At 31.6% G+C, this 25124-nt stretch carries 23 protein-coding genes and 1 tRNA gene; 14 read left to right on the top strand and 10 right to left on the bottom strand.

Going from position 1 to position 25124, the window contains the following annotated elements; all coding sequences use genetic code 11:
• From IUY40_RS02710 to IUY40_RS02675, 8 genes are all read left to right on the top strand, one after another.
• Entirely contained in the window at nt 1-579 is a 579-nt protein-coding gene (locus IUY40_RS02710; RefSeq protein ID WP_195735358.1) for a hypothetical protein, read from the top strand.
• A gap of 1 nt (nt 580) precedes the next feature.
• Complete coding sequence (locus IUY40_RS02705; RefSeq protein ID WP_195735357.1) at nt 581-1099, top strand: hypothetical protein; 519 nt, start codon at nt 581-583, stop codon at nt 1097-1099.
• A 16-nt stretch (nt 1100-1115) separates the two neighbouring features.
• Nucleotides 1116-1994: a hypothetical protein gene (locus tag IUY40_RS02700; protein WP_195735356.1), complete on the top strand. Its 879-nt coding sequence runs from the start codon at nt 1116-1118 to the stop codon at nt 1992-1994.
• Between the two features lie 153 nt (nt 1995-2147).
• The gene (locus tag IUY40_RS02695; protein ID WP_195735355.1) at nt 2148-2606 is read left to right on the top strand and encodes a hypothetical protein; all 459 of its coding nucleotides are present in this window, start codon (nt 2148-2150) and stop codon (nt 2604-2606) included.
• Nucleotides 2603-3202, top strand: coding sequence for a hypothetical protein (locus IUY40_RS02690; protein WP_195735354.1), 600 nt, complete (start codon nt 2603-2605; stop codon nt 3200-3202). The genes IUY40_RS02695 and IUY40_RS02690 overlap by 4 nt, the downstream gene beginning before the upstream one ends.
• Nucleotides 3195-7316 carry a hypothetical protein gene (locus IUY40_RS02685; protein ID WP_195735353.1) on the top strand — a complete coding sequence of 1374 codons (4122 nt, stop codon included), beginning with the start codon at nt 3195-3197 and terminating at the stop codon, nt 7314-7316. Before IUY40_RS02690 ends, IUY40_RS02685 begins: the two co-directional genes overlap by 8 nt.
• Nucleotides 7316-9553, top strand: coding sequence for a hypothetical protein (locus IUY40_RS02680; RefSeq protein ID WP_195735352.1), 2238 nt, complete (start codon nt 7316-7318; stop codon nt 9551-9553). The genes IUY40_RS02685 and IUY40_RS02680 overlap by 1 nt, the downstream gene beginning before the upstream one ends.
• Before the next feature lie 3 nt (nt 9554-9556).
• Nucleotides 9557-11587, top strand: a complete 2031-nt coding sequence (locus tag IUY40_RS02675) for a hypothetical protein (RefSeq protein ID WP_195735351.1) — start codon at nt 9557-9559, stop codon at nt 11585-11587.
• Nucleotides 11588-11615: 28 nt separating this feature from the next.
• Here IUY40_RS02675 and IUY40_RS02670 read toward each other — a convergent pair whose 3' ends face one another.
• Together IUY40_RS02670 and IUY40_RS02665 are read right to left on the bottom strand one after the other, a co-directional pair.
• Nucleotides 11616-12200 (bottom strand): DUF6037 family protein, encoded by a 585-nt coding sequence (locus IUY40_RS02670; protein WP_195735350.1) that lies wholly within the window; start codon nt 12198-12200, stop codon nt 11616-11618.
• Nucleotides 12201-12226: 26 nt separating this feature from the next.
• Entirely contained in the window at nt 12227-12421 is a 195-nt protein-coding gene (locus IUY40_RS02665; protein WP_195735349.1) for a hypothetical protein, read from the bottom strand.
• Between the two features lie 106 nt (nt 12422-12527).
• On the opposite strand from IUY40_RS02665, the gene IUY40_RS02660 reads away from it, so the two are divergent.
• From IUY40_RS02660 to IUY40_RS02645, 4 genes are read left to right on the top strand one after another with little or no spacing between them, the layout of a single operon-like run.
• The gene (locus tag IUY40_RS02660; RefSeq protein ID WP_195735348.1) at nt 12528-14627 is read left to right on the top strand and encodes an SGNH/GDSL hydrolase family protein; all 2100 of its coding nucleotides are present in this window, start codon (nt 12528-12530) and stop codon (nt 14625-14627) included.
• Between the two features lie 3 nt (nt 14628-14630).
• The gene (locus IUY40_RS02655; protein ID WP_195735347.1) at nt 14631-15152 is read left to right on the top strand and encodes a phage holin family protein; all 522 of its coding nucleotides are present in this window, start codon (nt 14631-14633) and stop codon (nt 15150-15152) included.
• 2 nt (nt 15153-15154) lie between these two features.
• Nucleotides 15155-15658, top strand: coding sequence for a glucosaminidase domain-containing protein (locus IUY40_RS02650; protein WP_195735346.1), 504 nt, complete (start codon nt 15155-15157; stop codon nt 15656-15658).
• Between the two features lie 11 nt (nt 15659-15669).
• On the top strand, nt 15670-16335 hold the full coding sequence (locus IUY40_RS02645) for a hypothetical protein (RefSeq protein WP_195735345.1): 666 nt from the start codon (nt 15670-15672) through the stop codon (nt 16333-16335).
• A gap of 170 nt (nt 16336-16505) precedes the next feature.
• Here IUY40_RS02645 and IUY40_RS02640 read toward each other — a convergent pair whose 3' ends face one another.
• The 4 genes from IUY40_RS02640 to IUY40_RS02625 all read right to left on the bottom strand — a co-directional run bounded on the left by IUY40_RS02640 (nt 16506) and on the right by IUY40_RS02625 (nt 19645).
• Nucleotides 16506-17522 carry a hypothetical protein gene (locus IUY40_RS02640; protein WP_195735344.1) on the bottom strand — a complete coding sequence of 339 codons (1017 nt, stop codon included), beginning with the start codon at nt 17520-17522 and terminating at the stop codon, nt 16506-16508.
• A 10-nt stretch (nt 17523-17532) separates the two neighbouring features.
• A complete protein-coding gene (locus IUY40_RS02635) occupies nt 17533-17763 on the bottom strand; it encodes a hypothetical protein (protein WP_195735343.1) in 231 nt (76 codons plus the stop codon).
• A gap of 533 nt (nt 17764-18296) precedes the next feature.
• Entirely contained in the window at nt 18297-19505 is a 1209-nt protein-coding gene (locus IUY40_RS02630; RefSeq protein ID WP_195735342.1) for a site-specific integrase, read from the bottom strand.
• A gap of 63 nt (nt 19506-19568) precedes the next feature.
• Nucleotides 19569-19645, bottom strand: a tRNA-Met gene (locus tag IUY40_RS02625).
• Between the two features lie 152 nt (nt 19646-19797).
• On the opposite strand from IUY40_RS02625, the gene IUY40_RS02620 reads away from it, so the two are divergent.
• Together IUY40_RS02620 and IUY40_RS02615 are read left to right on the top strand one after the other, a co-directional pair.
• Nucleotides 19798-20190: an START-like domain-containing protein gene (locus IUY40_RS02620; protein WP_195735341.1), complete on the top strand. Its 393-nt coding sequence runs from the start codon at nt 19798-19800 to the stop codon at nt 20188-20190.
• A 54-nt stretch (nt 20191-20244) separates the two neighbouring features.
• A complete protein-coding gene (locus IUY40_RS02615) occupies nt 20245-21078 on the top strand; it encodes an aminotransferase class IV (protein WP_195735340.1) in 834 nt (277 codons plus the stop codon).
• A 3-nt stretch (nt 21079-21081) separates the two neighbouring features.
• Here IUY40_RS02615 and IUY40_RS02610 read toward each other — a convergent pair whose 3' ends face one another.
• The 4 genes from IUY40_RS02610 to IUY40_RS02595 form a co-directional block, all read right to left on the bottom strand.
• The gene (locus IUY40_RS02610; RefSeq protein ID WP_195735339.1) at nt 21082-21642 is read right to left on the bottom strand and encodes a YqgE/AlgH family protein; all 561 of its coding nucleotides are present in this window, start codon (nt 21640-21642) and stop codon (nt 21082-21084) included.
• Nucleotides 21643-21768: 126 nt separating this feature from the next.
• The gene (locus IUY40_RS02605) at nt 21769-22041 is read right to left on the bottom strand and encodes an HU family DNA-binding protein (RefSeq protein ID WP_129539609.1); all 273 of its coding nucleotides are present in this window, start codon (nt 22039-22041) and stop codon (nt 21769-21771) included.
• Between the two features lie 180 nt (nt 22042-22221).
• Nucleotides 22222-23169 (bottom strand): methionyl-tRNA formyltransferase, encoded by a 948-nt coding sequence (gene fmt, locus IUY40_RS02600; protein WP_195735338.1) that lies wholly within the window; start codon nt 23167-23169, stop codon nt 22222-22224.
• Nucleotides 23169-25061 carry an ATP-dependent DNA helicase RecQ gene (locus tag IUY40_RS02595; protein WP_195735337.1) on the bottom strand — a complete coding sequence of 631 codons (1893 nt, stop codon included), beginning with the start codon at nt 25059-25061 and terminating at the stop codon, nt 23169-23171. The genes fmt and IUY40_RS02595 overlap by 1 nt, the downstream gene beginning before the upstream one ends.
• Nucleotides 25062-25124 lie beyond the last annotated feature (63 nt).

The raw sequence follows: 25124 nt of genomic DNA, 5'->3' as shown, positions 1-25124 counted from the left end.
ATGTACACTCAAGAAGCTATAGATGTATTAATAAACCGTATTGGGTGGTCTGATTTATCGTCAGGCCTTCCATTTGGTTTAACTCCAGAAAACAAAACAGCAAATTCTGGCAAAAAATTTAATTGGTATCATTCTTTAGTATTAGTAGATAATATTTATGCAGCTGTTCCAGAAGTAGAAATGTCGGAATCAGAATTTAATAATTATTTGGCAGATGTAAGAAATCAAGCTGTTTCAAATGTTCTGACATCAATTTTTGATACTCATGTTGATTATGACCCATTAGTTGATTATTCAAATATTATTATTAATAGATCAACTCTGTTTGATGATTCTATTGGTTGTTCAGTAGCTATAAAAATGATTGAGCTGTTTATTTCAACTACTCGTTCAAATTTCAATGAGAGAAGTGCTAAAATGAGCTATCAATCTCTGAAAGTTGAATTAGAAGGGGCAAGAAATGATAACGGTCATTTCATCGCAAAAGGAATTGTTTACAAACTTGAGCAAAGCATAAAAAAGGCTCAAAAAATAATTTTTCCATTCAAGATTATTGTTAATAATGGTAAAGCTTGGTAATATGAATTACACTATAGAAAATCCAAAAGGAATTGATAAGGAAATCCAACTCATTCAAACTTCATTGTTTGATAAACTTGAATGGACACCAATTGATGTATTTGGGAGAGTCCATAAAAACATTTCAAAAGATAAAGGTCTGGTGCCTGAATTCTATTTAGGCAAGAATGAATACAAAGATGTGTTTACAAATGATCTTAAATTGGCAAATGTATTTTTCATAGATGATGATGAACATGCGACTACCAATAGAGTTTTCTACTATAGTGATGTCAAAATAGTTTTCATGGTTGACTTAAAAAAGGTTAAACCGTCTATTATTCATCGTGCTGATATGGAAGTTGAAATTGACGCTTTGAAAATAGTTAAAAGACATCGAATGTTTGAGGTTAATGGTTTTGAAAAAGGAATTGAAACTGTTTTTAAAGGTTTCAGTATTGAAAGAGTAAAACTTTTGAACATGCAACCTTTCCATGTTTTTGCTATTACAGGAAAATTGAAGTACAAAATTAATTGTTAACTAAAAAAATTACACCATGGTTTACCAAGAATGTAAAAATAAAAAGAGAGCCAAAAAGAACACTGGGGCGAAAGAGCAGTGTATAGAAGGGCTTACGATAAAAACAGCAGTTCATGTGCCAGGGTTCTCATTTGAGTCAATTGAGGACGCAAAAGACAAAACTAAATGGAATGCAGCAATAGCAGCTAAGAAAATTATCCCGCTGTATGAAGTTGAAGAATTAGCATCTGCTAATACAGAGGATACTGTTTTTGAAGGACGTAGGAATCAATACATTACTTCAACAGGGAAAAAAGTATCTACTTATAATAGCTTTTTAAGTCTTTGTTCCCATTCAGCCTTAAAGACATATCATAAATCTGAATTAGGTTTATTTGAATTTACAGAGGATGGTGCGATTAAAGGAGTTATTAATGATGATGGGACTGTAAAAGGACAATCAATTGTCATGAATGTAGGCAAACGTATTGACCCCACATCTGATAGACCAGCATCCACTGGGGTGACTTTAAATTATAAAGATTATAACGAGTTTGAAGATAATGGTGCAATCGTCCGTCCTGAAGGCTGGGGAGCAGATGATGTATACGGAATATTTGACGTTACTATCAACATCGTTTCGGCAACATCAACAGAAATTCAATTTACGGCTACTGATGGTTGTTCTGGAGGAGATGAAGAAATTACATCTTTACTGGCTGCGAATATTATTGTTAAAGATTTTGGTGGTGCTACGGAAACGGTTTCTTTCGTTCCGGCTGATTCTGAAGGAATCTACACAGTTACGGGAACTGGATTTGCTAACGGTTATACTATTGGATTAAATGGCGTGGTTACTCAAACGGGTACTTCATATGAGACTCCAGAACCTACAAAAATTAAGGTTACACCATAATGCGAGGTGAATATAAAGGGATAGAATTTGCAGAGGGCTATAACAAGTCCTTTGCAGATTTTAAAAACGAGTTTGCTTCAACTCATGTTTTTAAAGCGATCCCGTCCGCAGAAAGAGAAGCCGAATTAAAAAAAGCTCATAAAATAGCGACTAATGGCAACATTTCAACAGCAACTAGCAAAGGCAAAGAAATTGAAACCGAAGGGCCTCGAGGTAAGTCTTTATAAGTTTATTAGAAGTCTAGAAAAAGATTTTCTAGATCTTGAAAAAAAGAGATTATCTAAAGAGGGTAAAGATATATTCGGTTGTCCTATTGGTTTTTACTCAGAGTTAACTGAAATTTTATCAGGAGGTAAGAAAAAAGCTGGAGAACCATTTACAGGATTAGATACTGGATCCTGGTTTAAAGGTTTTTATATGCAAGAAGTTTCAGGAGTTCTAAGATTTAGTTCTAAAGATCCAAAAAACGCAATTATTCTTAGTGATGGACCAGACAATACATGGCTTTCTGATGAATTATTCGGATTAACTGATAAAGAATTAAAGGAAGTAATCACATCTAGATTACTTCCTTTTTTTATACAAAATGCAAGAAAAATTCTCGAGATATGATTTACAATTCACTTGATATTATACCATATAAAACCTTTTTCAAGATTGTAGAATCTGGAAACATTCAGCTATTGTCTGATACTGAAAAAGACCTTAAAGTTCTTACAGAATTATGGGTGTCTCTTTATCAGCAACATGTTGATAAAGAAGGTGCTAGTTTACAGGAAAAGAAGATTTTTAGAATTTCGAAGGAGATAAGTGCGTTAGAATCTCAGTATAAAGTTATTCTGATGGCTTGTGAAGCTTTACGATTTGACTTCAACAATGATCTTTTTGAATTATTGACTTTGGGATATGGTTATGTTTTAAGGATTACAGATGAAGAAGTCTATTATCAGGATATAGAACAAATAGAAAGAGAATCGAAATCAATTAAAGTTAAAATAAATGTCCTTTCAAAGTTACTCCCAAAAGTTAATCAAGGTCAAGAATACAGTATTGATGATGTAATGGCTTCGTATTGTAGCATTTTAGGCTACCAAATTGGAGATTTTAATTCAATTACATACACTGCTTTTTATGGTTATGAAAAACAAGTTCATGCAAAAATCCAATCAATTAAGAAACAAGAATTAAAAAGCAATAAAAATGGCTAGCTCTAAAGGTGTTATTACAAGAAAGGAAGTTATCGAAGATGGTGCTTTGACGTGGGGACCTGAATACGCAAAACAGGTACAAGTCGCTATTGACAAGAATAAAGAATTTGTAAAAGGAGTTCTTGAAATTTCAGTGGTTCAAAAGATGATAAAAGAAGCATCTAACAATTCCGCTTATATTAAATCAAAGGAACGAGAAATCGAACTAGGTAGAATAACAACGGAAGTTTGGAAAGAGCAAATAGCTGCAGAAAACCAACTAATAAGCCTAAAAAGGAAGAACGAACTAGCAACTGAAAGCACAAACAAAGCTGTTATCAAAGAACGTATTGCTTTAGCAGAATCCACAAAAGCACTAAAACAACAGGCTAGAGAAAGTCTTGGAATGGTTTCTGCCTATGAAAAACTTACGAAAGCCAGAAATGATTCTCAGAAAAAATTAGCAGACTTGCTTTCAGCAGAGAAAAAAAATACTGCGGAAATTATTATTGCACAGAAAGAGTTTGATAAACTGGACGCGAGAGTTAGAGCTGTAGATACATCAATCCGAAATTACTCTAGAAATATCGGTAATTACCAAAGCGCTTTGAAGGGACTTAATGAGACATTAAGGAATTTGATATCAACTTTTGGTATTGTGACGGGAATGGCGCTTTTTGGGCAAATCGTGAAGGATATATATCATGTCTTAGTTGATTTTGATAAACAGTTAATTGCGGTTGGAAAAACCACAAATATTTCAGGTGAAGATTTAAAACAGTTTGGTAGGGATGTTGTTGAACTTGGAGATAAGCTTGATGGTGTTTCAGTTGACGGGTTACTAAAGTCAGCGGAAATTGCTGGCCAGTTAGGGGTTTCAGGAACGGCTAATATTTTAAAATTTTCAGAAGCTATTGAGAAATTAAAATTGACGTCAAACATAATCTCTAATGAGCAAGTCGCATCATTCGCTAAGTTTATTGAGGTTTCAAGTGATAGTTTTGAAAACGCAGATAGGCTAGCATCTGTTATTACGCAGTTAGGAAATAATTTCGCAACAATGGAAAGTGAAGTCCTCGCAAATTCTACTGAAATTCAAAAGGGTATTGCAGTATACAATGCTTCTGCGCAAGGTGTTTTAGCCTTAGGTGCAGCTACATCTTCTTTAGGTTCTGAAGCTGAAGTATCTGCAAGTTCCATTCAAAAAACTTTTGGAGTTATAAATAATGCAATTGCTACTGGTAAAAATTTAGAGAAAGTTTTAAAACTAACTGGGTTGACAGAAAAAGAGATGTCAAAACAATTTAACAAAGACGCCACTGGAGTATTTGTTAAGTTTGTAAAAGGTTTAAATACAGCGAAGAAAGAAGGCGAAAACTTAGCATTAGTTTTAGGAGAAGTAGGTTTAAATGAAGTTAGGACTTTTAAAACAATAGGTTCTTTGGCTGCAAATTATGAATTACTTCAAAAAGCAATGAATTATGCGCAACAAGAATATGTTGAAAACATTGCATTAAATAAAGAAGTTGCAGCAGCATCTGAAAGTGTAGCTTCAATAGTTGGCGATATAAGAGATAAATGGGAAGCTTATATTTTAACAATGGATGATGCTAATCAAGGAACTCTATCATTAGCAATAGGATTAAAGTTTGTTCGTGATAATTTCAAAGACATTATCAATTGGATTGCAAAAGGAGGAACGGTTTTATTGACTTTCATTGGAGTAATGAAGGTAGTAAATTACACAATGATTACGTTTTCGGCATTACAAACTGCGTGGACAGCTGGTCAAATTAGATTTGCATTAGCGACTGGAATTGGCACAAAGTCAATTTTAGCTCAGGCTGCAGCTGCGAGAGCTGCAATGGTTGCTCAAAACGGTTTGAATGTCGCAGTAACGGCTACTCCTTGGGGATTGATACTTGCTTTTTTATCAGCTGCTATTGTAGCTTATATGATTTTTAATGATGAAATGACTGATGCTGAAAAAAATATTCATAGAATCGTTGAAGCAAATAAAGAATTAGAAAAATCTGAAAAATCATATGCGGAATCAAGAGATAAATCTAATGGAGATAGATTTAAGACAATAGAAGATGATATTAAACTGAGAAAAGCCCAGGGAGAGAATTCTGACAAGTTAGATAAAGAGGAAATTGCAAGAAAAAAACAAATAATTCAAGCTTCTTTAGACGTGTACACTGATCTAAAGAAGCTTGAATTGGAAAGAACTCAAGTTGAAATTAATAATTCTAGACAAAGAGTGGCTCAATTTCAACTTGAGAAAAAAGCTTTAGATAATGCTCGTATAAGGGTTAGCAAACAAGGTAGAACTAGTGAGGATCTTGATCAGTTAATCCAAGCTGAAAAAGAAAAATTAGATCTTAAGAAATCTAGCTTAAGTCAAAATGCTAAACTTACCAAGGAAGAACAGTCCCGATTAAATAAACAATTACAAGATTTAGATAAAGATGCAGCGGTTAAAGATGCTGAATTTAAAAAAGAACTATCTAAAAAAGAGGAAGCTGAAAGAAAGAAAAGATTAAAAGCAATATATGATGCAGAAAAAAAGGCACAAGATGATTTGTTTAAGCTACAACAGTTTCGCCTTCAAGTTGCTATTGATATAGATGAGGAGATACTTGGAAATGATATAATGTCATACGATAAAAGGCTCGATGCTCTCTATGGTTTCACTCAATTAGCATCTGATAAAATTAGAAATGCTGCTGAATTTGAATTATCACAACTCGGCAAGTACAACGAAAACACAGGTAAATTGATACGTGAACTTTCTGATTTAGAAATTAAAACTCTTATAGAAACAGGGGATATTAAAAGGAAACTTACAGCTGGTCAATTATTGATTATTGAAAAGTTTCAAGATGATCAAAAAAAAATAGTAATGAAAGGGGCAAAAGACCGTCAAAAAATAATTGACAGCGAAGTTGATGAGATAAAAAAGCGTATAGATACAGAATTATTACTTCAGGATACTAAATTAAATCAGGCTTTGGAAGCTGAAAATATTTTATTTAATGCGTCATTAAATAAAAATTCAGATTTAGAAAAAGCTCAAGAAGAGCATGAGCGAAGAATCCTTGAAATTAAGAGAGCCTTTGCAAAAGAGGGGCTTGCTATTCAAATCAAAGCGATAGATGATTTACTTGAAGCTCAGAATCAGCTTCCTGATAATGAGAAGATATCTGCTGATAAAAGGGTGCAAATTGACAATGATCTTGCTAGATTAAAAAAGGAAAACTCAGATATTAATGTTGAAAATAATGATGTAGCAAATAAAAAAATTTCATTTTTTGAACAAGAAAATTTTCGAAAAATTGAAGATAGAGCAAGAGAATTACATGATGTTTTGGTGGATTTAGGAAATGCAATTTTTGATGGTAGAATACAAAAAATAGAAGAAGATCAGGTAGCTAACGACGAATACTATGCGAAACAGATTGAACTTGCAAAAAATGATGAAAGACAAAAAGGATTACTGCAGAAAAAGCGTGATAAAAAAAATGATGAATTAGAAAAGAAGAAACGTAAAGAACAGCATAAGCAGGCAGTATTTAATAAAGCATCGGCTGTTGCGCAGGCAGGTATCAATACTGCTTTAGCAGTTTTAGCAGCTTTAAATACACAGCCTTTTTTACCTATGGGACCTATTATGGCAGCTTTAGCTGGTGGAATAGGGGCAGTGCAAATTGCAAGTATAGTTGCAACACCAATACCAAAGTATAAAGATGGTCGTAAAGGAGGGCCAAAAGAAGCCGCAATGATTAATGATGGTGGTGTTACTGAGGTTGTAGAATCAAAAGATGGTACTGCAAAAATTTATTCGGGTAAAAATAGAATTGTGCAATTATACAAGGGAGATACAGTGCATAAATCTTTTGATGATTATAATAAATTGCAAAGAGCCACTATGATGGCCAGTCTAAATATGGAAGGTAGAAATATGAGTGAGTTTCAAGCTTCACAATATTTTGAAGCCTCTTATGGAAAGGAGTTATTGCAAGAAATGAAGTTGACGAGAAAGGCCATTCAAAATCAGAAGCAACCCTTTTATAAGGGTCCTAAAATTGATATTCCTCATGTAATTTGGAAATCTAAAAATACTAATTGGTAATGGGAAATATAAATCCACAATATAACGACAGGGTTCAGTACATTCTGAAAAGCAAAACTTTAGGTAGTATAGTAACTATTGAGCCTATTGGCTGGACAGATGACGATAAAGAGTATACACGACATGAAAAATACGATGGAATAGTTGCAAAATTTTCAAATTCGTTAAAATTTATTGGAGATGCCAAAGACTATATTCTTTTTATTTATGATATAGATGGCATAATGGGAGATATTGAATTGATTAGAAATGAAAAGCATCCACATACAGATATTTGGACTTTAACCTATTCTGGTTTTTTAGATTTATCAACATTAAGTCAAGAAAATAACCAAGTTTTAGTGAAATTTAATTCAGGAGGATTGGAACAAGAGTTAAAAGCAAGAGATTCTGAAAGCGTAGAAGTAGATAGGTTGACAACATTTAATGATACACGAATTTCAGAATTAAAAACCGTTGAAGTTGAATTAGAAGGAAGAAGGATTTTTCTGCAAACTAAATTAGCCACTAAAGCTTCTGACAATTCAGTTAAATTAAGCAATTCGACAAAAGGTAATACAAGGGGTAGTACAATCGCGATACCATTGTCTTTAGTAAATAAATCTCACGAAAGTGCGCAAGCTCCACTTAACGGAGCCTTAGCCGGTGATAATAGTTGGGAGAGATCAGGGAGAGGTACGGTTAGTAATTTGTTTTTTGCTATTTCAGATGAAGATAGAGATTTAAGAGTGAATATTAAACTTGAATTTAAAGTTAGTTTTGACTCTTACGATGATGTGAATTTTTTTAGATTTTGGGCTAGACTAGGAAAGTATACAGGGAAAAATGATTTGAATTTTAAAGAAAATTATACCCTTTTCACTAGTGATAACTATGAAGCTTTAAATGGGAATACATTTAAAGCTTCATTTTATCAAACAATTAGATTGTTGGAAGGCGAAAGCTTAGCTCTTGTTTTTGATCAGTGTTATGACGGAAAAAATGGAAAGAAATCGCACTTAGATATTAGGCTTCTAGATATAACTTGTACTGTTGACGTAGAAGAAGATAGTTCTGCAAATACATCAATAACTAAAGCAGTTTTAGCTCATGAATTAGCAGATAGATTAGTTTCCATTGCGACTAATAGAGAGGGCGCTTTCTATTCAGATTATTTTGGAAGAAAGGATTTAGGGTACCCAGTTGATGGTAAAGGTGCTTTTATTGGGTTTACACATGGTTTTTGGGTTCGAAGGTTTGATAAAATACCACTTCCACAAGAAGAGACTACTACTCAAGACAAAGTGTCAAACCTATTTAAACCAATAACGACCTCTTTTAATGATTTCACCACATCGACAGGTGCTGTGTTAAATATAGGCATCGGAATCGAAACTATTGGTAATAAGGAAATTGTTAGGATTGAAGATAAAAGCTATTTCTACAATAGAAATGTCACTATTAGGCTTCCTAATCAAGTGAAAAATGTAAAAAGGACTATTGCTGTAGATAAGTATTATTCAGCACTAGATATCGGATATGAGAAAGGAGGAGATTATGAAGAAGCCTTTGGGCTTGATGAATTTAATGTGAAATCAAATTTTTCAACTGTAATAAGTAGACTTAAAAATGTTTATACCCAGATTTCAAAATATAGAGCCGATAGCTACGGGATGGAATTTGCCAGAAGAAAGCCAATTACTTTAAATGATACAGAAGATACAAGTTATGACGAAGATGTTTTTTTTCTCGATTTAAAAAGAGGTCCATCATCAATTTTTTTGCAACGTAAGTGGGGAGATGATTTTGAGAAACTTCCAACAGGAATTTTTAGTCCAGAAACTGCAACTAATCTAAGATTTTCTCCTGTAAATTGTTTACTACGACATGGATGGTGGATTTCAGCATCACTAATTAAATATGCCACTGCTAAACTAAAATTCGGATCATCAACAGCAAATAGGCTATTAAAGACTAAATTAATTGGAGGAAAAGAGTATGCAGAAAATGGAGATATTATAAACTCTGAACTGCAAACAGCTCGTTTTATTCCTGAAGAAATTGAATTTGAACATGTATGTGATTTCGATGTTATGCAGCAAATTAATGGCAGCACAACTATTTTAGGCAAAAAAGTATTGAATCTTTACGGTTTAATTGAATTTATTAATGAAAAAGGTGAAAAAGAGAGGGCTTTTTTCATGAACCTTAAACCAAATGGTAAAGGCCAATTTAAAGTATTAAAACTAAATAGATAGATCATGGCATATTCAAAAATATCGATATTATTCAATACTGTACCTACTGAAGGAACTTTTTTAAATGTTTTTGAAAGCTCATTAGGTTTAAATTTAAATGAAAATTTTAAAGATAATAGATTAGGTTCTGGGCAGGTTCAATTACCTGTCTTTATTGCCAGCACTAATCCGGAGGAGTCGGATGATAGTTGGGTTGGTTTCATATCTAATTTTTACAGGACTTCTTTTAATTTAGATTATAACTCCACTAATTTGTTTGATATAGTTAGTATTCCTGGAGCTCCTAATTCTGGTATCGGGGAGATTATAATTACAGCTAAATATTCCGGTGCTGTTTTTATTTTGCAGTCTGAAACAATCGATGCAACAATCACAATTAATAATGAGGTAGTTGTTCCGGAAATTAAAATTCTAGGAGCTAACTTTACATCTGCAATAAATAATCAATGTGAATATGTAAACGTTAATGTTTCAACTGATTTGTTGGCAAAAAAAGTTATAAGTCCCATTTCAGTAAATCCAAATGCAGATAATCCGATTTCATTTGATTGGTTAAGAGGACAAACTATTAATGTAATTGTAGAAGATGCTAATGGGAAACAAGCAAGTAGATCTTTTGTTACGCCAAGTATTTTGAATACTGCTAACTTTTCTTTTATAATTAACAATAGTCCTAATGGAGCTACTGTAGTTGTTCAAGGAACCTCTACTTCAGGTTTGGTTTTGCAATATTCTTTGAACAATATTAATTGGCAATTGTCAGATACTTTTAGTGGTCTTGGTGTTGGAAATTTCACACTATATGTAAAAGATCAATTAGGTTGCTCATTTATTAAACCATTTTATGTTGACGAATTCGGAATTCAAAATTCTTATTTATACATATCAAAATCCAATCCTATCAGATATGCTAAACGAATTACTTGGGGCGATTCTGATAATTATAAAAATGATGAAAACACTTTAAGCTGCGAGGTTGATGTTGATGAGGTTTATAAAGAAGTGCAACAATTTCAAAGTGCAGATATTATTAATACTCAATTTAAATCTAACTTTACTACTAATATTGCACAAATTATTAAAGAAGATTTGACGGTAATTAACATTCCGGTTGAAAAAAAAACATCTAACATTGGTATAAAAGATAAAAGAGATGCGCGAAAATATAGTTTAGGAAATGGTAAAACAGGTATCTATTTTATTTCTGGAAATACTTATGATTATAATAATAATGTTATCACTGGTTCTTATTCATTAATTGGGAATTTACCCGAATGGGGGATTATTGGAAATTATATCGTAATTAATAATGCTTGGTTCTTAATTGAGGAAATTGTTTTTGATGAAAATAAGAACGCTGATATTTTGATTTTTTCTCAGAATTATTACGGTCCAGAGATTAATATTATTGTGGGCTCTATTTTTAATCGTTTCAATTATGAGGTATATGAGTTCAGTATTAGCATGTTTGATTTCGTTGATAAGTATTTCAAAGTGAAACTTATTAATTCTGATCCCAATTTTTCGACAATTACACATATAAGTGAAGAAATTTGGTGTAAGGTTAAACATGAAGATCTCATAGAAATTAGATACTTTAACACAACCAATACAGATGTTTTTTATAGCACTGGAATTGAGTTTAAGTTAAGAATACCGCTCACAAGTCAGAAAGGAATTTTGGATGAAGAAAGTGAAATTCATAAAACAGATACTGACGCAATTCTCTTAAGTGCAGATTTTTACGAAGGAGATCAATTTATTTTCGAACCTGTAACCAAAGAGATATGGAGAAAGATTATGATTGCTTTATCACATGAAAAAGTTTGGTTAAATGGAGTTGGATATGTAAAAAATGGTAGTTTTAGTACTGAAGGTCCTTTAGAAAATTCTAATCTATATGTATTAACTGCAAATATGATTAAAACGGGCAGTGTTTACAACTCTAGTGGTAGTGGTAATATTGATTTTGACGGAAGTCAAGTTGAGATACCAGGATTAATATCAACAGAATCTGGATACGTAAGTTATTAAAATATTTAACAAAAAAAGCTTCTATTTTTTAGAGGCTTTTTGGTATTTGTTTTTCCTGCTTTGCATCTGATGTGTAATAGATACTAATATCTTTATCTACTATTAAAGAATATAAATCAGGATATAAAAGCCTAGTCTTTTCTAAATTTTTACTTGTTCTATGCCATTCATTATCACTGTCATTCCAATCTTTCATTCTTAAGTAATAAATTTTATCTTTTTCTTCAATATCAGAGTATACTTTTAAGATTAAAGAATTTGCATGTTGTTTATCAATTTTAATCAAATTTTGAGGTATTTGATTGTCAAATTGCTTGAAAAAGTTTGTTGTAGAAAAAGGGTTATTTATATCTTTTTTAAGATTCAATAATTTTACTAATTCATAAAATCGATTTTTAGGTAAATTATTATTTATCAAAAATCCTGGCAAGACATCTAAAGATAGTTGGAAATTTGAGTTTAATGCTAAAAATACTAGTTTAAAAGGAGATTTATTTATATCAAAAAAGATGTCAAAATTTACTCCATTTGCTATAAAAGGGAAGAAAGTATATGTTTTATTATTATCTTTTAATTGGCGGTAAATTTTACTCAGGTTATCTATTTTTTGCATCGATAACAATCTTTTAATTAGTCTTTCTATTTTTTAATTTCTTTTCCATTGATGTGAACACTTCTATTATCATGATAATGATGATGGTGCACAATAGTTGTTGATTTATCTACATAATTTGATTCACGACGTTCATCTGGAAATAAAACATTCCCAGATGATTTGCCAATTCTCCAGCAACCACCTACAATAACTACAAAAAGTATAATAATAAACATCATAAAAACAAAGATATTGAAAATTAAAGTCTTTACTAATCTATTCTATTATTTAGAATGGTTATAAATAAGATAATAATTTTTACATTTGTCGAATAAATTATTCATCATGAGTTTTCAAACTATTATAACCCAACAAATAGCTGCTTTAACAGAAAGATTTAATGCAATAGCAAAAAAAGCTAAAAAAATTGACGAGCTGCCTAAACAAAATGTTTTAGATCCAGAATCAAGAATTCATGTATCACGTGGTGGTGTTTCGGAAAGAATAGATTTACATCAAATTACTGAACCAATTGAGAAAAAATTAGACAGAGTAAGTTCAGTTTCTGATAAATCTAAAATTTATATAAAAAATGCAGATGGCACGCAAGCAATGATGGATATAGATGAGCCAGATTATGAATTCATTTATTCTGGACCTAAAAATGGAGGTTCGTTTGAGTCAAAAAAGTTTGATAAACTAGAATTAAGTAATTCGGATAGTTCCTTACCATCTAGTTTTTCCGTAAAAAATGGTATTAAAAAAGATAAAGTTTTTCAAGACTTCGCTGCTTATGCGACTTATTCAGGACTAGGAATGAATTTAATGAATGGGGGTGTTGTGTTAATAGGGGATTCGAATAGCGAAGGGTATAATACAGTAGGTGTAGGCAGGGAAAACTGGTTCAACAAAGTTGCATCAAATTTACAAAAAAATCAGGGGCTTAACTCAGGCATAGGATTTACTAATTTTTCCGATCTAGAAAGATATGGAGTAATAAAAACTGGTAATACTTCGATCGTTTCAGCAGGACCAACAAGCACTGCTATTAAAATGACACCTAATAGCACATTAGAATTTGACAGCGCAACAAATTTAGTTGAGATATGGTTTAATACAACTCCAGCAAGCGGAAAACTTGAATTTTATTACAACGGAATTTTGTACAGAACGATGGACTTAGGCTCCGCTGGTACTTTAAATAATTTTCCATCAATTGATTCACCCTCATTCCCTTCGACTCCTACGCCGTCAGGTGTTAGTGGTCGCTATGTTATAAAATGCACGACAGGAAATGTTGTCATTACAGCTTTGTTCACTGAAGTATTGTTTTCAGAAGGCAAAGACACATATTTTTTTTTAAGACATTGTGTATCTGCTAAGTCATTCGCTGATTTCAGTGCGAATAATATACTAGCTACTTATGGTTTAGGATTAGAAAGAAATAGTTTGTTTTTATTAAATTTAGGGACTAATAGTATTTATGGAGGATCAGTAGCTACTACTTCGGCAGTTTTCGGAACCCAATTAGCAGTCTACTTAAACACTTTGAAAACTAGCAATACAAACGTTGTCTATATTATGCCGCCACAAGCTATGGAAACAAGCTATCCGGTCATTTATGAGCCTTATATTAATTATTACAATAAAGCGGTAGATGTGTGTAAATCATTAGGTATTGTTATGCTTGATTTAAATAGCATTTACAAATATATAACAAAAGCTAATTGCTATGAGTCTGATGGTTTGCATTATTCCGCGCAAGGTCATGCTGCGATAGCTGATTATATGATAAAATCGTTAGCAAGTATCGATATCAATTCTATAAATTTAGTCCAGAATTCTAAAGGAACTGGCACGGTAAACCACTTGCTTAAGAGAAATTCAGTAAATAATTTTGAAGATAGTAGGATTTCGGATGACGGGAGTGAAATATTATTGAATTCAACTGTAAGAATACCTCCAGCAACTGCATTAATATTTGGAGTTCCAATAGTTGAAAATTTTGCTCAAATATATTTTAACGAAAAATTAAAAAAACTTGTTTATACGAACAGCATAGGCAATGATACATTCTCAATAGATGATGCCTCTGGAAAATCTAAATTTCACTACCCTATTACAATTCCAAACGCTGTGGATGGTACAGATGCAGTTAATTTGAATCAGTTGAACGATAGATCACCCGTGTTTTTATCATGGGGAGGAAGATTAAATTTTAATAGCGTGTCAGCGGGCACTAGCTCAGATTTAACACTAACAATGTCAGGTGCATCAATTGGTGATGTAGTCTGCGTAGGTGTACCTATAGAAGCAGTAAGACCAAATAGTAACTACACTGGTTTTGTTTCTGGTGCGAATACCGTAACGGTTAGGCTTAGTAATTTTGGAAGCGCATCGATATCTATTTCTTCAGAAGCTTTTAACATAAAAATAATTAAATAAATTATGAAAAATCTATTAATATTCCCTTTAATCGCCATGTTGTTTAAAAAACCTGCTCTTCTAGTCGCTACAGTTCCTGTAATTGCAATAACAAAATTGGTTGTTGATTTTGAAAGTGTAGCTTGGATATTATTCTATATGCTAATTTTAGATTTAGTCACTGGACTACTTGCTTCGTATTGCGTGTGGAGAAAGAGTGATCGTTTGGAACGTTGGTTTTTTGGTAAAGGAGAAGGATTTTCAAGTGATAAATTTAAGAGAATGGGATTGAAAGTACTGGTGTATTTAGGAGTTCCTTTTATGATTATAAAATTTCAAGAAGTACTCATGTTAAAAAACTTCAAGTATGATAGAGTTTCAGAAGCTGAATTTGAACTGGCGACAATAGCTATTATTGTGTTTTGCTTAAACGAAGGCTTTTCAATTTTTCATGAAAATTTGCCAAAATGTGGATTCAATTTATGGGAAAGATTAAAAAAAATGATAGGATTTTACAAAGAAATTAAAAACGAAATAACAGAATAATTATGAGACCTAAAGAATTTGTAGACAAATACTACCCATTTGCTAAAATTACCCAAGAAAAAACAGGAATCTCTGCGATTGCTGTTTTAGCGCAAGGAGCCTTAGAGAGTGGCTGGGGCAAAGTTGCTCCTGGTAACATGATTTTTGGTGTAAAAGATACTGATGGAGTTAACGGAAACGAGCAGCTAATCACAACAACTGAATATACTCGAAGTATTAAAAATCCAATGCCTGTTCATATATCATCAGTACCAGTTATTAGAAATGGTGTAAAAATGTTTAAACATAAGGGCAAAGACTATTTTAGAAAGTATAATACTCCAGAAGAGTCATTCACTGATCATGTAACTTTTTTTATTAAAAACAAACGATATGCAAAAGCTTTATTGGTTAAATCAGACCCGTATAAATTCATAGACGAAATTGCAGCAGCTGGTTATGCAACTGATCCCGATTATGCTAAAACTTTAAAATCGGTTGCAAAAATGATTGAGAAATTAATTTAAAATAATTCATTATGCAGATCAATTTACGACATCAACGAATAAAAGAAAGCTTAAAATATCTAGGATGGATATTGTTATTAGTTTCTATATGGCTTAGAGGATGCTCAGATAAAGGAAACTTATCTACAAATACAAAAGTAGAAGTTCCCGAAGTAATAGGAGGTTTTGAGGCTATTAAACCTGACCATGTTCAAGTTAAAAAGGTGTCGAATTCGACACCTTTAAATAAAACAGAAACAATTTTTATTGAAAATCCAATCGATAAAAAGCTAATTGTTGAAAACGAAAAACTGCAAGCTGATTTTGCAAAAGCTAATGATAGTATAAAGGATTTAAAATTTAATCAAGCAATTCAATTGAATAAATTTTCAACTAAATTTGAAGACAGTAATTTGACTTTAAATATTAATGGAATAGTTCAAGGAGAGGTAAAGGAGATTACGCCAAATTACATTATTAAAGAGAAAATAATAGATGCTCCTTTAAAGACTAAAGAAACTGTTTTTAGACTTTTAGGCGGTATCGAACTTGGTAATAATGCCCAATTAGATAACTTCAATATTAAAGCAAATTTGATGCTTCAAAATCGTAAGGGCAATATCATATCAGGTTCATTTGATACTCTACAAAATATTTGGGTAGGGTATAATGTTTCAATATTCAATATTAAGAGGTAGTTTTTTGGTTATTTTAGTTATGTGTGAAAGCAGTTCAGTAATGAGCTGCTTTTTTTAAATCTCTCTGATTTACTGAAATTGTGAAGATTATAAAATGCTAAAATTAAAAAAACATTCTATTGAGTGGTTTAAATAAAGCTATGCAGTTATAAATATATTATAAGAAAAGGTTAGTTAAAGAAGAAAAAGAATAGTACTAATGATATTAGAATTATGATAAGAGATAACCCAAATAATTCTTTCCAGAAATCGGGAGTATTTCTGTCAGTTGTTAATCTTTCCAAGAAAGTAATCAAAAATGTCCAATCCACAAGCAACCAAAAACGACCAGAAATCTCACCTAATAAATTTACGTTTTTTAAAAACATATATGGATTAAACATTAAATAGCCTAACACAACTAAATAAGTTACTATTAACAATAAACTCTTGTAATCTATATTACTAGTATTTCTAGTAATATAGTTAAGGTTAATATTAATTATTTTTTCCGCAGGTATAATCATTATATGACCTGGAACAACTTTTATATTGTTTGGCGGGGGATAACTTGTGAATCTTCTAACATCAGTTAAGTAGATAGCTTTTAATTCTCCCGTATTTCGACATATAGTGTGCTGGCGTATAAAACCTTTATAAAGCTTATTTATACCATTCCCTAAATCCACTAAAACATCTGCTTCTGTAAGAATTGCTTCCTTACCTGCGAGAATTCCTTTAAAATCTTTAAAACTAAGAGATTCACCACTTAAATAATAGTGCCAGTAATTATTAAATCTGAGAGGCATAAATCTTTTGTCTAACTTAAGCATTCTTACAAGTTGCCAACAAATTTGCGCCATGAAAAAAGAAATTACAACAGTAACAAACATGTAAATGCAAATCCAAAAAAAAAGTTTCAAATCGAAAAGCTCTCTAGGTAAAGAATTGCTTTTCAACTTATTATACACAACATTAATGAACTCATACTTTCCTGTAATCGGTTTTTTATAAATAAAAGATATAAATACAAAATATGAAATTATTTGTATAATTAGCCCAGGAATAAGACTAATGTAAAAAGTGTTTAACCAATTACTTGAATTAAATTGCTTTGAAAATTCACCAACATAATAGAATCTTCTAAAAACAATTCCAGGAAAAACGAATAGTATAAATAAAAATAAAGAATGAAAAGCAAAGTCCATAATATCGAAACTATTCTATAATGGAAAAGCTATCACCTTCTATCTTTATTTCTACCGTAGAATTTGAGTTTTTATCTAGGTAATCTATCAGCTTTTTTTTGTTATCAGGGTTAGATAAAACGACATCTATAACCTTTCTATCAATGACAGAAGTATCTTTGCTAAAAGTTTTCATTAATTGCTCTTTTACTAAGTCTAATGAAGCTTCAAGTGAGGTCAATATATAGTTTAAATTATTCATGTTAAATATGTTTTTAAAATAAAAAACTGAAGATCTAATTTTAATAATAATAACTATTGATTAGTTTTTTTTTAAATCTATTAAGTTTAAAAATAAGGTATTTTGATATTAAATATATTACTGTACAAATATACATATTTGCTGTATCAAAATTACTAAACCACATTTGCTTTACCAAAAAAGCTAAGCGATTCTAAATAACAGATATTATATATTTCCTTTATTCATAAGGGTTTTATGTTTTTTACATCAATAAAAGTTTACGTAATTTAGAATGACTTTAGGGGGATTTTAATGAGAGATTGCCGATTTACATTGTGATTTCTTTCAAAAAATACTTTTTGAGTGTAACTATTTAAATCCTAATCGTGTAACCACCCCAAATTGTTCGGTAAAAGCTTTTCCAGGTAATTCTTTTTTTGCTCTTTTATCAAATATTTTAAGCTGCCAAGGAGTAATGTTTGGTATATAAATTTAGGAAAAAATTGTATTTAAAAATCAGGAGATTTTTCCATTATCTGATTTCGATTAACTTATTTTACTAAATGTTCACTATAATCTTCTGGTAGTACTGCATCTATATCACGTAAATATTCATCAAGTGCTTTCATTGTAGCGTGGCCAGTGATTAACATCAATTTGCTTTTTGCTTCGAATGGAGTTAATGTTTTGATGAATTCATGATACAATTTTCCAATAAAAGTATGTCGGAAAGAGTAAAGACCATAATCCTTGCCTAAATTGAATTTGTCTTTAATTGCTTTGAACTTCTCACTATAAGTATTTCTTCGGTTATTTTCTTCTGCTTCCCAGAATTCTCCAATTCCATTTCGACCAAAAAGAAAAGCATTTTTATCGTACTTACTTAAATCAGGTAAATCATCAATCAAAATTTGAGGTAAAATCTTGATTTTATAATTTGTTGTTTTAGTTTTTAGTCTAATCTTTTTATCGATTAAATCAATATCACCGATTAATAACCTACAAGCTTCTACTGGTCTTAGGAAGTTATATGATATGAATTTTACAAATAGAAGCATTAAAGGGTCGTTATTCTTCATATACTCAAAGATTGCATCTTCTTCCTTTGTAGAATAACTTTTGTTTCGCTCTGGTTTCGCTTTTAAAATGTTTATGTTGGTAATGAAGTTCGTTAAAATTATTTCGTTGTCCTCCAGAACCTGGAATATGCCTTGAATATCAGTTCTAGTATTATTTCTATTTCTAGGACTTGTTTTCTCGAGAACTTCATTCAAATAAGTAATCACTGTTTTTTTTGTAACTGAAGTAATATTTCTTTTATCAAAACCATTTGAGTTTAACCAAAGATTGAATTTTAGAATTCTGTTTTTAAAATTAGAAAAAGAAACACCTTTAAGTGATTGTTCTTTTATGTTTAGAGCAAAATCAAAAGCTTCTCTAATATTATATATCTTTTCTTCCTCTATATTATTATCTACATCATATGGATTGAATCCATTCTTTAGCATATCTGAAAGATTATCTTTCATTGATTTTAGAAGTTCAATGCGCTGTTTTTTATCTAAAGTGTTTGAAACATTTATATTTGGCATCCTTTCCATTCTATCTGTAATCGGATTTCGGTATGAAAAATATACATACCATTGCTTGGTTAAATCACCATTAGCGATGTAAATCTTTGGGATTGAGTATTTCTTTTTAATTGCCAAATCGTGTTTAATTTCGTGTTTAAAAAGTAATTTCTTGATATTATTAACCATAAAAAAACGGGATAAAAGTATCTCTTATCCCGTGTAAAACCTAATGTTTTGTTTTTTTCTTTTTGGTAGCGAGACCGAGATTTGAACTCGGGACCTCAGGGTTATGAATCCTGCGCTCTAACCAACTGAGCTATCTCGCCATATTGCAGTAAGAGTATGGCTCTCATTGCGGGTGCAAATATAAAAATAATTTTAGAGTTGACAAGCATAAATGAAAGAAAAAAAAATATTTTTAAAAAACTCTTTTTTACGGAGATATATTCTTATATTTCCGAAAAATTAAATTTGGCACATGGATCTAAAAGTACGTTACGAAATCGAATTTCCTATAAATTCATCTCCGCAGTTATTATATCAGTATATATCTACACCATCGGGACTGTCTGAATGGTTTGCAGATAATGTGAATTCACGTGGAGAGTTTTTTACTTTCATTTGGAATGATTCTGAGGAAAAAGCACGTTTAGCATCCAAAAAAACGGGCGAAAAAGTTAAGTTTAAATGGGTTGACGAAAGCAGCAAAGACACAGAGTATTTCTTTGAATTGCATATTCTTGTAGACGAGCTAACAAAAGATGTTTCGCTTATGGTAGTCGATTTTGCCGAAAAAGATGAGCTTGGAGAAGCTAAACAATTATGGGAAAATCAAATCTCCGATCTTAAACATCTTATCGGATCAGTTTAGTAAAAGTCTATTTTATAACTTATATTTGCCCTGAACAAAATTCAGGGTTTTTTTATGATTAATTTTAACGGAAATATAGTAGCACAGAACGATAATTTATTAATTCAAAATCGCGCTTTTTTATACGGAGATGGCGTTTTTGAAACCTTTAAAATAGTAGATAATAAAGTTCTTTTTATTGAAGATCATTATTTTAGATTAATGTCTTCTATGCGAATAGTTCGAATGGAGATTCCAATGAACTTTACAATGGAATATCTTGAAGAGCAAATTCTTTCATTACTTAATTATAATTCAATCTCCGATTCGGCAAGAGCAAGAATTACAGTATATCGTAACAATGGAGGATATTATTTGCCACAGAACAATACAGTTTCGTTTTTAATTCATGCAACAGCTTTAGATAATAAAGAATATCAGGTTAGTGAAAATCAATATGAAGTCGATTTGTACAAAGATTTTTATGTTACGAAGCAGTTATTATCATCAATAAAGACGACTAATAAAATAATAAATATCACAGGAAGTATTTTTGCAAACGAAAATGGACTGGATAATTGTATCTTGTTAAACGATAGTAAGAATGTTGTTGAAGCATTACAAGAAAATTTGTTTATGCTATTGGGGAATAAATTGATTACGCCACCAGTATCAGAAGGGTGTTTAAATGGGGTAATGCGTAAACAAGTATTGGCTTTGGCTAAAAAAATAACGGACATAGAAGTTGTAGAAGAACCAATATCGCCGTTTGATTTGCAAAAAGCCGACGAATTGTTTCTTACTAACGTAATAAAAGGGATTCAGCCAATAACCAAATACCGTAAAAAGGAATTTACAACTAAATTATCTGCTATATTAACGCAAAAACTTAATGAAAGTCTTGTGTAAATACTAGTTTAGGTATGGATTCTCAGGTGCATTAGACCAAATAAGATAATCTCCACCCAGCTCAATAATTTGTTGTTTCCAGAAATGGGTTGGTGATTTTCCGATAATTTTATTTTTATAATTATTGTCAGCTATAATCCAAGAATTATTCTGCATTTCTGTTTCTAGTTGGTGTTCATCCCAGCCTGTGTAACCTAAAAAGAAGCGTATGTTGTTCTTGTTAATTGCACCACTGTTAATTAGGTCTTTTGTGGATTCAAAATCACCTCCCCAATATATACCGTTTGAAATTTCAATGCTATTTGGAATCAAATCGGGTATATTATGGATGAAATAAAGATTATCCTGCTCTACTGGACCACCATTATAGATTTTGAATGTAGCATTGATTTCGGGAATTAAGTCATTAATGGTATATTTTAGTGGCTTATTTATGATGAAACCTATAGAACCTTCTTCGTTGTGATCTGCTAATAAGATCACTGATCTATTAAATGATAAGTCTCCAATTATTGAAGGCTCAGCAATAAGTAGGTGTCCTTTTTTTAATTTTTCTGAAATCATATCGTTACAATTTTTATTAAATTTAAGAATAATTTTTTTAAAATCGTAAATAAAATCGTTAAACAGCAAAAAAAAACCCCCCATATGGAAGGTTTTAATTATATTAAAAGCGTATGTAGCTTGTTCTTAGTTAACTGCACTTTCTAATTCAGCTCCTGCTTTGAATTTTACAACATTCTTAGCAGCGATTTGAATAGTTTTTCCAGTTTGAGGGTTTCTACCGTCTCTAGCAGCTCTTGCAGAAACTGACCATGATCCAAAACCTACCAATGATACTCTTCCGCCTTTTTTCAAAGTCGCACCTACGTTTCCTAAAAATGATTCTAAAGCTAATTTTGCCGCAGCTTTTGTAATTCCTGCATCAGCAGCAATAGCATCGATTAATTCTGATTTGTTCATAATAATTAGTTATTAATTGTTGGTTAAAAAAAATTGTCAATACACAAATTTAATAGGAAATACGTTCCTTGCAAGCGTTTTGTTTGATTTTAGTTTGAATTGTTGATAACTTGCTTTTTTTGTTCATAAAACCGACTAAAAGTATCGCTGTTTTTAGTGAGTAGCCTTGTTTTGTTGGTGTTAATAGACTTTTGTGTTCTCAGAAAAAGAGATTCCGTTTAGTAATTCGACTACAGTCATTCGCTTTTTCCCAGGTAATTGTAAATTCAATAATTGGATATAACCATCAATAACGGCTATTTTAATCTCCTTTTTGGAGCTAATTAAGCTTCCAATTTCGAGGTTATGTGCTTCTAAGATAGGTTTAGCCTCGTATATTTTTATACTTAATTCTTCCTCTTTATCTTTTAAGAAACTCCAAGCTGCAGGATAAGGACTCAGACCTCTTATTAGATCACTGATTATTGATGCTGATTTTGTCCAGTCTATTTTGCAATTTTCTTTGTTTAACTTGTATGCTGTTTTGATTTCGGCAGATTCTTCCTGAATTATAGTAGTTACATCTTCAGTTTCGATTGCTTGTAAAGTTTTTATAACAGTTTCACTTCCTAAATGCATTAATCGATCGTGTAATTGTCCTGCATTTTCAGTGGGCTCTATTTCTATTTCTGAACTGAGAATCATTGCTCCAGTATCAATCTTATCATCTATAAAAAACGTGGTAACGCCAGTTTTTGTTTCGCCGTTTATTATAGCCCAGTTTATAGGAGCAGCGCCACGATAATTTGGAAGCAGGGATGCATGAAGGTTAAATGTTCCTAATGAAGGCATTTCCCATACAACCTTAGGTAGCATTCTAAATGCTACCACAATTTGTAAATTAGCATTCAAGGATTTTAATTCAGATAAAAAAGCTTCGTCTTTTAAATTAGTTGGCTGTAATAAAGGAAGGTTATTGACTAATGCATATTCTTTTACAGCAGAATATTTTATTTTTTGACCACGACCAGCTGGTTTGTCTGCCGCAGTAATAACGCCTACAATATTATAGTTGTTCTTAATTACGGTGTCCAGAATTCCAACTGCAAATTCAGGAGTGCCCATAAATATGATTCGTAATTTTTCCATTATGTTTTTAAAGTGTATTTATTATTCGGTTTTATTATAATGTGATTTTCTTCTAATAGTTCTTGTAGAGCATGAACAACATCATCTGCACTATTATTAGTTCGAGTCTGAATATCTCTTGAGCTTAATTCTTCGGTTTTTAATAAATCTAGAATGTTTTGTGTAATAGAATTGTTAGTTTTTTTTACTTTCTTAGTAATACAATAAGAGCATATGCCACAATCTGTGGTTGTTTTTTCTCCAAAATAATCTAAGATTAACTTGTTTTTACATGTTTTATTTTCCTTTACATAATCTAAAACTGATTTTAATTGGTCTTTTTTTAGGTTGTTTTGTTTTTCTAGGTATTTCGAAACTCTATTAATTGTATAGTTGTCTTCACGTACTTCATTGAATAATATAGAAGCATCATTGTTTTTGCTGTTATATTCGATGATTTCTTTTTCTTTTAGTTTTTGAAGAACAGCATGAACTTCAGTTTCTGTACTGCTCGATTTTTTAGCAATAAGCTGTAAGTTGAAGGGAGTCTTCATTTCGTAAATACCTGGATAAGTGCGTAAAATGGCAAGAATGATTTCCTCATCATTTGAATTAAGACTTATATATCGAATTACTTCTTTAGATTCAATAAGGAACTGCATGGTGATTTTTTCCGAAAAACCTTGAGATAAAGTAATAATGCCCTGGCGATCTAGAAACTGTAATGCATTGTATGTTTTTAGAGTAGGGAAATCGTATTTATGGCAAAAATGGTTTAGGTTAAAAGCAAACTCTTCATTAATTCCTTCGCCGTAGGCAATCTGGAAATAATTACAAAGCTTGATATACATCGTATTTAGAAATTTTTTATCAGCCAAAGATTGTATAAACTGACTTTCAGCATTAGCAGTATCCGATGAACTAGTAAGCAAAAGAGAGTAAGATTTTTCACCATTACGTCCTGCGCGACCAGACTCCTGATAGTAGTTTTCAATATTTTCGGGTAATTGGGTATGAATTACGGTTTTTACATTCGGTTTGTCGATCCCCATTCCAAATGCATTTGTAGCAACAATGACTTGTGCACTTTCATTCATCCATAATTGCATGTTTTTATCTTTTTCTTTAGTCGAAAGACCACCATGATAATAGGTAGCTTTAAAGCCTAAAGATTGTAATTGAGCCGAAATCGTTAAACAAGATTTACGGTTCCGGACATATATAATAGAAGGCTGTGGGTTTTTTTTCAAAATCTGTTCCGTTCTATATAGTTTGTCTTCGACTTCAAAAACCATATATGCAATGTTTTCTCTGGCAAATGATTGCTGGAAAAGTTTAGTGTCTTTTAGTCCTAATTGGGTTTTGATATCTTCAATAACTCTTGGAGTTGCTGTAGCGGTTAAAGCAAGGAAAGGAATTTTAGGAAAAAATTTCTTCAGCTCTGAAATTTTAAGATAGGCTGGACGGAAGTCATGTCCCCATTGCGAAACACAATGCGCTTCATCTATTGCAATAAAATTTATTGGTAAGTTCTTTACACGGTCAAGAATCCAGTCCGATTGAAGTCGTTCAGGAGATAGGTATAAAAATTTGTAATTTCCATATTGGCAATTATCCAGAAGATTAATAATTTCTTCAGTATTGATTCCGCCAGTAAGAGCAATTGCTTTGATGTCGCGTTTTTGTAAATTAGCGACTTGATCTTTCATTAAGGCAATCAAAGGTGAAATTACAAGGCAGATTCCTTCCTTCATCATTGATGGAACCTGAAAACAAATTGATTTCCCTCCGCCAGTTGGTAACAGGGCAAAAGTATCGTCACCGTTTAAAACTGAATCGATGATTTCGTTTTGTAAAGGACGGAAACTATCATGTTTCCAGTATTTTTGAAGAATTGCTAATGCTTCTTGCATTTGTCAGGATTAAAGTTAACAATTTAGAATACAGCTTCTAGTTTTACCAACCTTAAAGACTCT

The organism is Flavobacterium sp. ALJ2 (genome assembly GCF_015594725.1).
Lineage (GTDB): Bacteria > Bacteroidota > Bacteroidia > Flavobacteriales > Flavobacteriaceae > Flavobacterium.
The sequence above is the reverse complement of the archived record's forward strand: the minus strand, read 5'-3'. Positions and strand labels throughout refer to the sequence as shown.

Excerpts from the sequence above, each read along its gene's own strand:
- IUY40_RS02620 (WP_195735341.1), top strand. The coding sequence starts at position 19,798 with ATGGATCTAAAAGTACGTTACGAAATCGAATTTCCTATAAATTCATCT.
- IUY40_RS02705 (WP_195735357.1), top strand. The coding sequence starts at position 581 with ATGAATTACACTATAGAAAATCCAAAAGGAATTGATAAGGAAATCCAA.
- IUY40_RS02690 (WP_195735354.1), top strand. The coding sequence starts at position 2,603 with ATGATTTACAATTCACTTGATATTATACCATATAAAACCTTTTTCAAG.
- IUY40_RS02615 (WP_195735340.1), top strand. The coding sequence starts at position 20,245 with ATGATTAATTTTAACGGAAATATAGTAGCACAGAACGATAATTTATTA.
- IUY40_RS02605 (WP_129539609.1), bottom strand. The coding sequence starts at position 22,041 with ATGAACAAATCAGAATTAATCGATGCTATTGCTGCTGATGCAGGAATT.
- IUY40_RS02660 (WP_195735348.1), top strand. The coding sequence starts at position 12,528 with ATGAGTTTTCAAACTATTATAACCCAACAAATAGCTGCTTTAACAGAA.
- IUY40_RS02595 (WP_195735337.1), bottom strand. The coding sequence starts at position 25,061 with ATGCAAGAAGCATTAGCAATTCTTCAAAAATACTGGAAACATGATAGT.
- IUY40_RS02695 (WP_195735355.1), top strand. The coding sequence starts at position 2,148 with ATGGCAACATTTCAACAGCAACTAGCAAAGGCAAAGAAATTGAAACCG.
- IUY40_RS02680 (WP_195735352.1), top strand. The coding sequence starts at position 7,316 with ATGGGAAATATAAATCCACAATATAACGACAGGGTTCAGTACATTCTG.
- IUY40_RS02610 (WP_195735339.1), bottom strand. The coding sequence starts at position 21,642 with ATGATTTCAGAAAAATTAAAAAAAGGACACCTACTTATTGCTGAGCCT.
- IUY40_RS02700 (WP_195735356.1), top strand. The coding sequence starts at position 1,116 with ATGGTTTACCAAGAATGTAAAAATAAAAAGAGAGCCAAAAAGAACACT.
- IUY40_RS02640 (WP_195735344.1), bottom strand. The coding sequence starts at position 17,522 with ATGGACTTTGCTTTTCATTCTTTATTTTTATTTATACTATTCGTTTTT.
- IUY40_RS02630 (WP_195735342.1), bottom strand. The coding sequence starts at position 19,505 with ATGGTTAATAATATCAAGAAATTACTTTTTAAACACGAAATTAAACAC.
- IUY40_RS02655 (WP_195735347.1), top strand. The coding sequence starts at position 14,631 with ATGAAAAATCTATTAATATTCCCTTTAATCGCCATGTTGTTTAAAAAA.
- IUY40_RS02685 (WP_195735353.1), top strand. The coding sequence starts at position 3,195 with ATGGCTAGCTCTAAAGGTGTTATTACAAGAAAGGAAGTTATCGAAGAT.
- IUY40_RS02635 (WP_195735343.1), bottom strand. The coding sequence starts at position 17,763 with ATGAATAATTTAAACTATATATTGACCTCACTTGAAGCTTCATTAGAC.
- IUY40_RS02665 (WP_195735349.1), bottom strand. The coding sequence starts at position 12,421 with ATGATGTTTATTATTATACTTTTTGTAGTTATTGTAGGTGGTTGCTGG.
- fmt (WP_195735338.1), bottom strand. The coding sequence starts at position 23,169 with ATGGAAAAATTACGAATCATATTTATGGGCACTCCTGAATTTGCAGTT.
- IUY40_RS02650 (WP_195735346.1), top strand. The coding sequence starts at position 15,155 with ATGAGACCTAAAGAATTTGTAGACAAATACTACCCATTTGCTAAAATT.
- IUY40_RS02675 (WP_195735351.1), top strand. The coding sequence starts at position 9,557 with ATGGCATATTCAAAAATATCGATATTATTCAATACTGTACCTACTGAA.
- IUY40_RS02710 (WP_195735358.1), top strand. The coding sequence starts at position 1 with ATGTACACTCAAGAAGCTATAGATGTATTAATAAACCGTATTGGGTGG.
- IUY40_RS02645 (WP_195735345.1), top strand. The coding sequence starts at position 15,670 with ATGCAGATCAATTTACGACATCAACGAATAAAAGAAAGCTTAAAATAT.
- IUY40_RS02670 (WP_195735350.1), bottom strand. The coding sequence starts at position 12,200 with ATGCAAAAAATAGATAACCTGAGTAAAATTTACCGCCAATTAAAAGAT.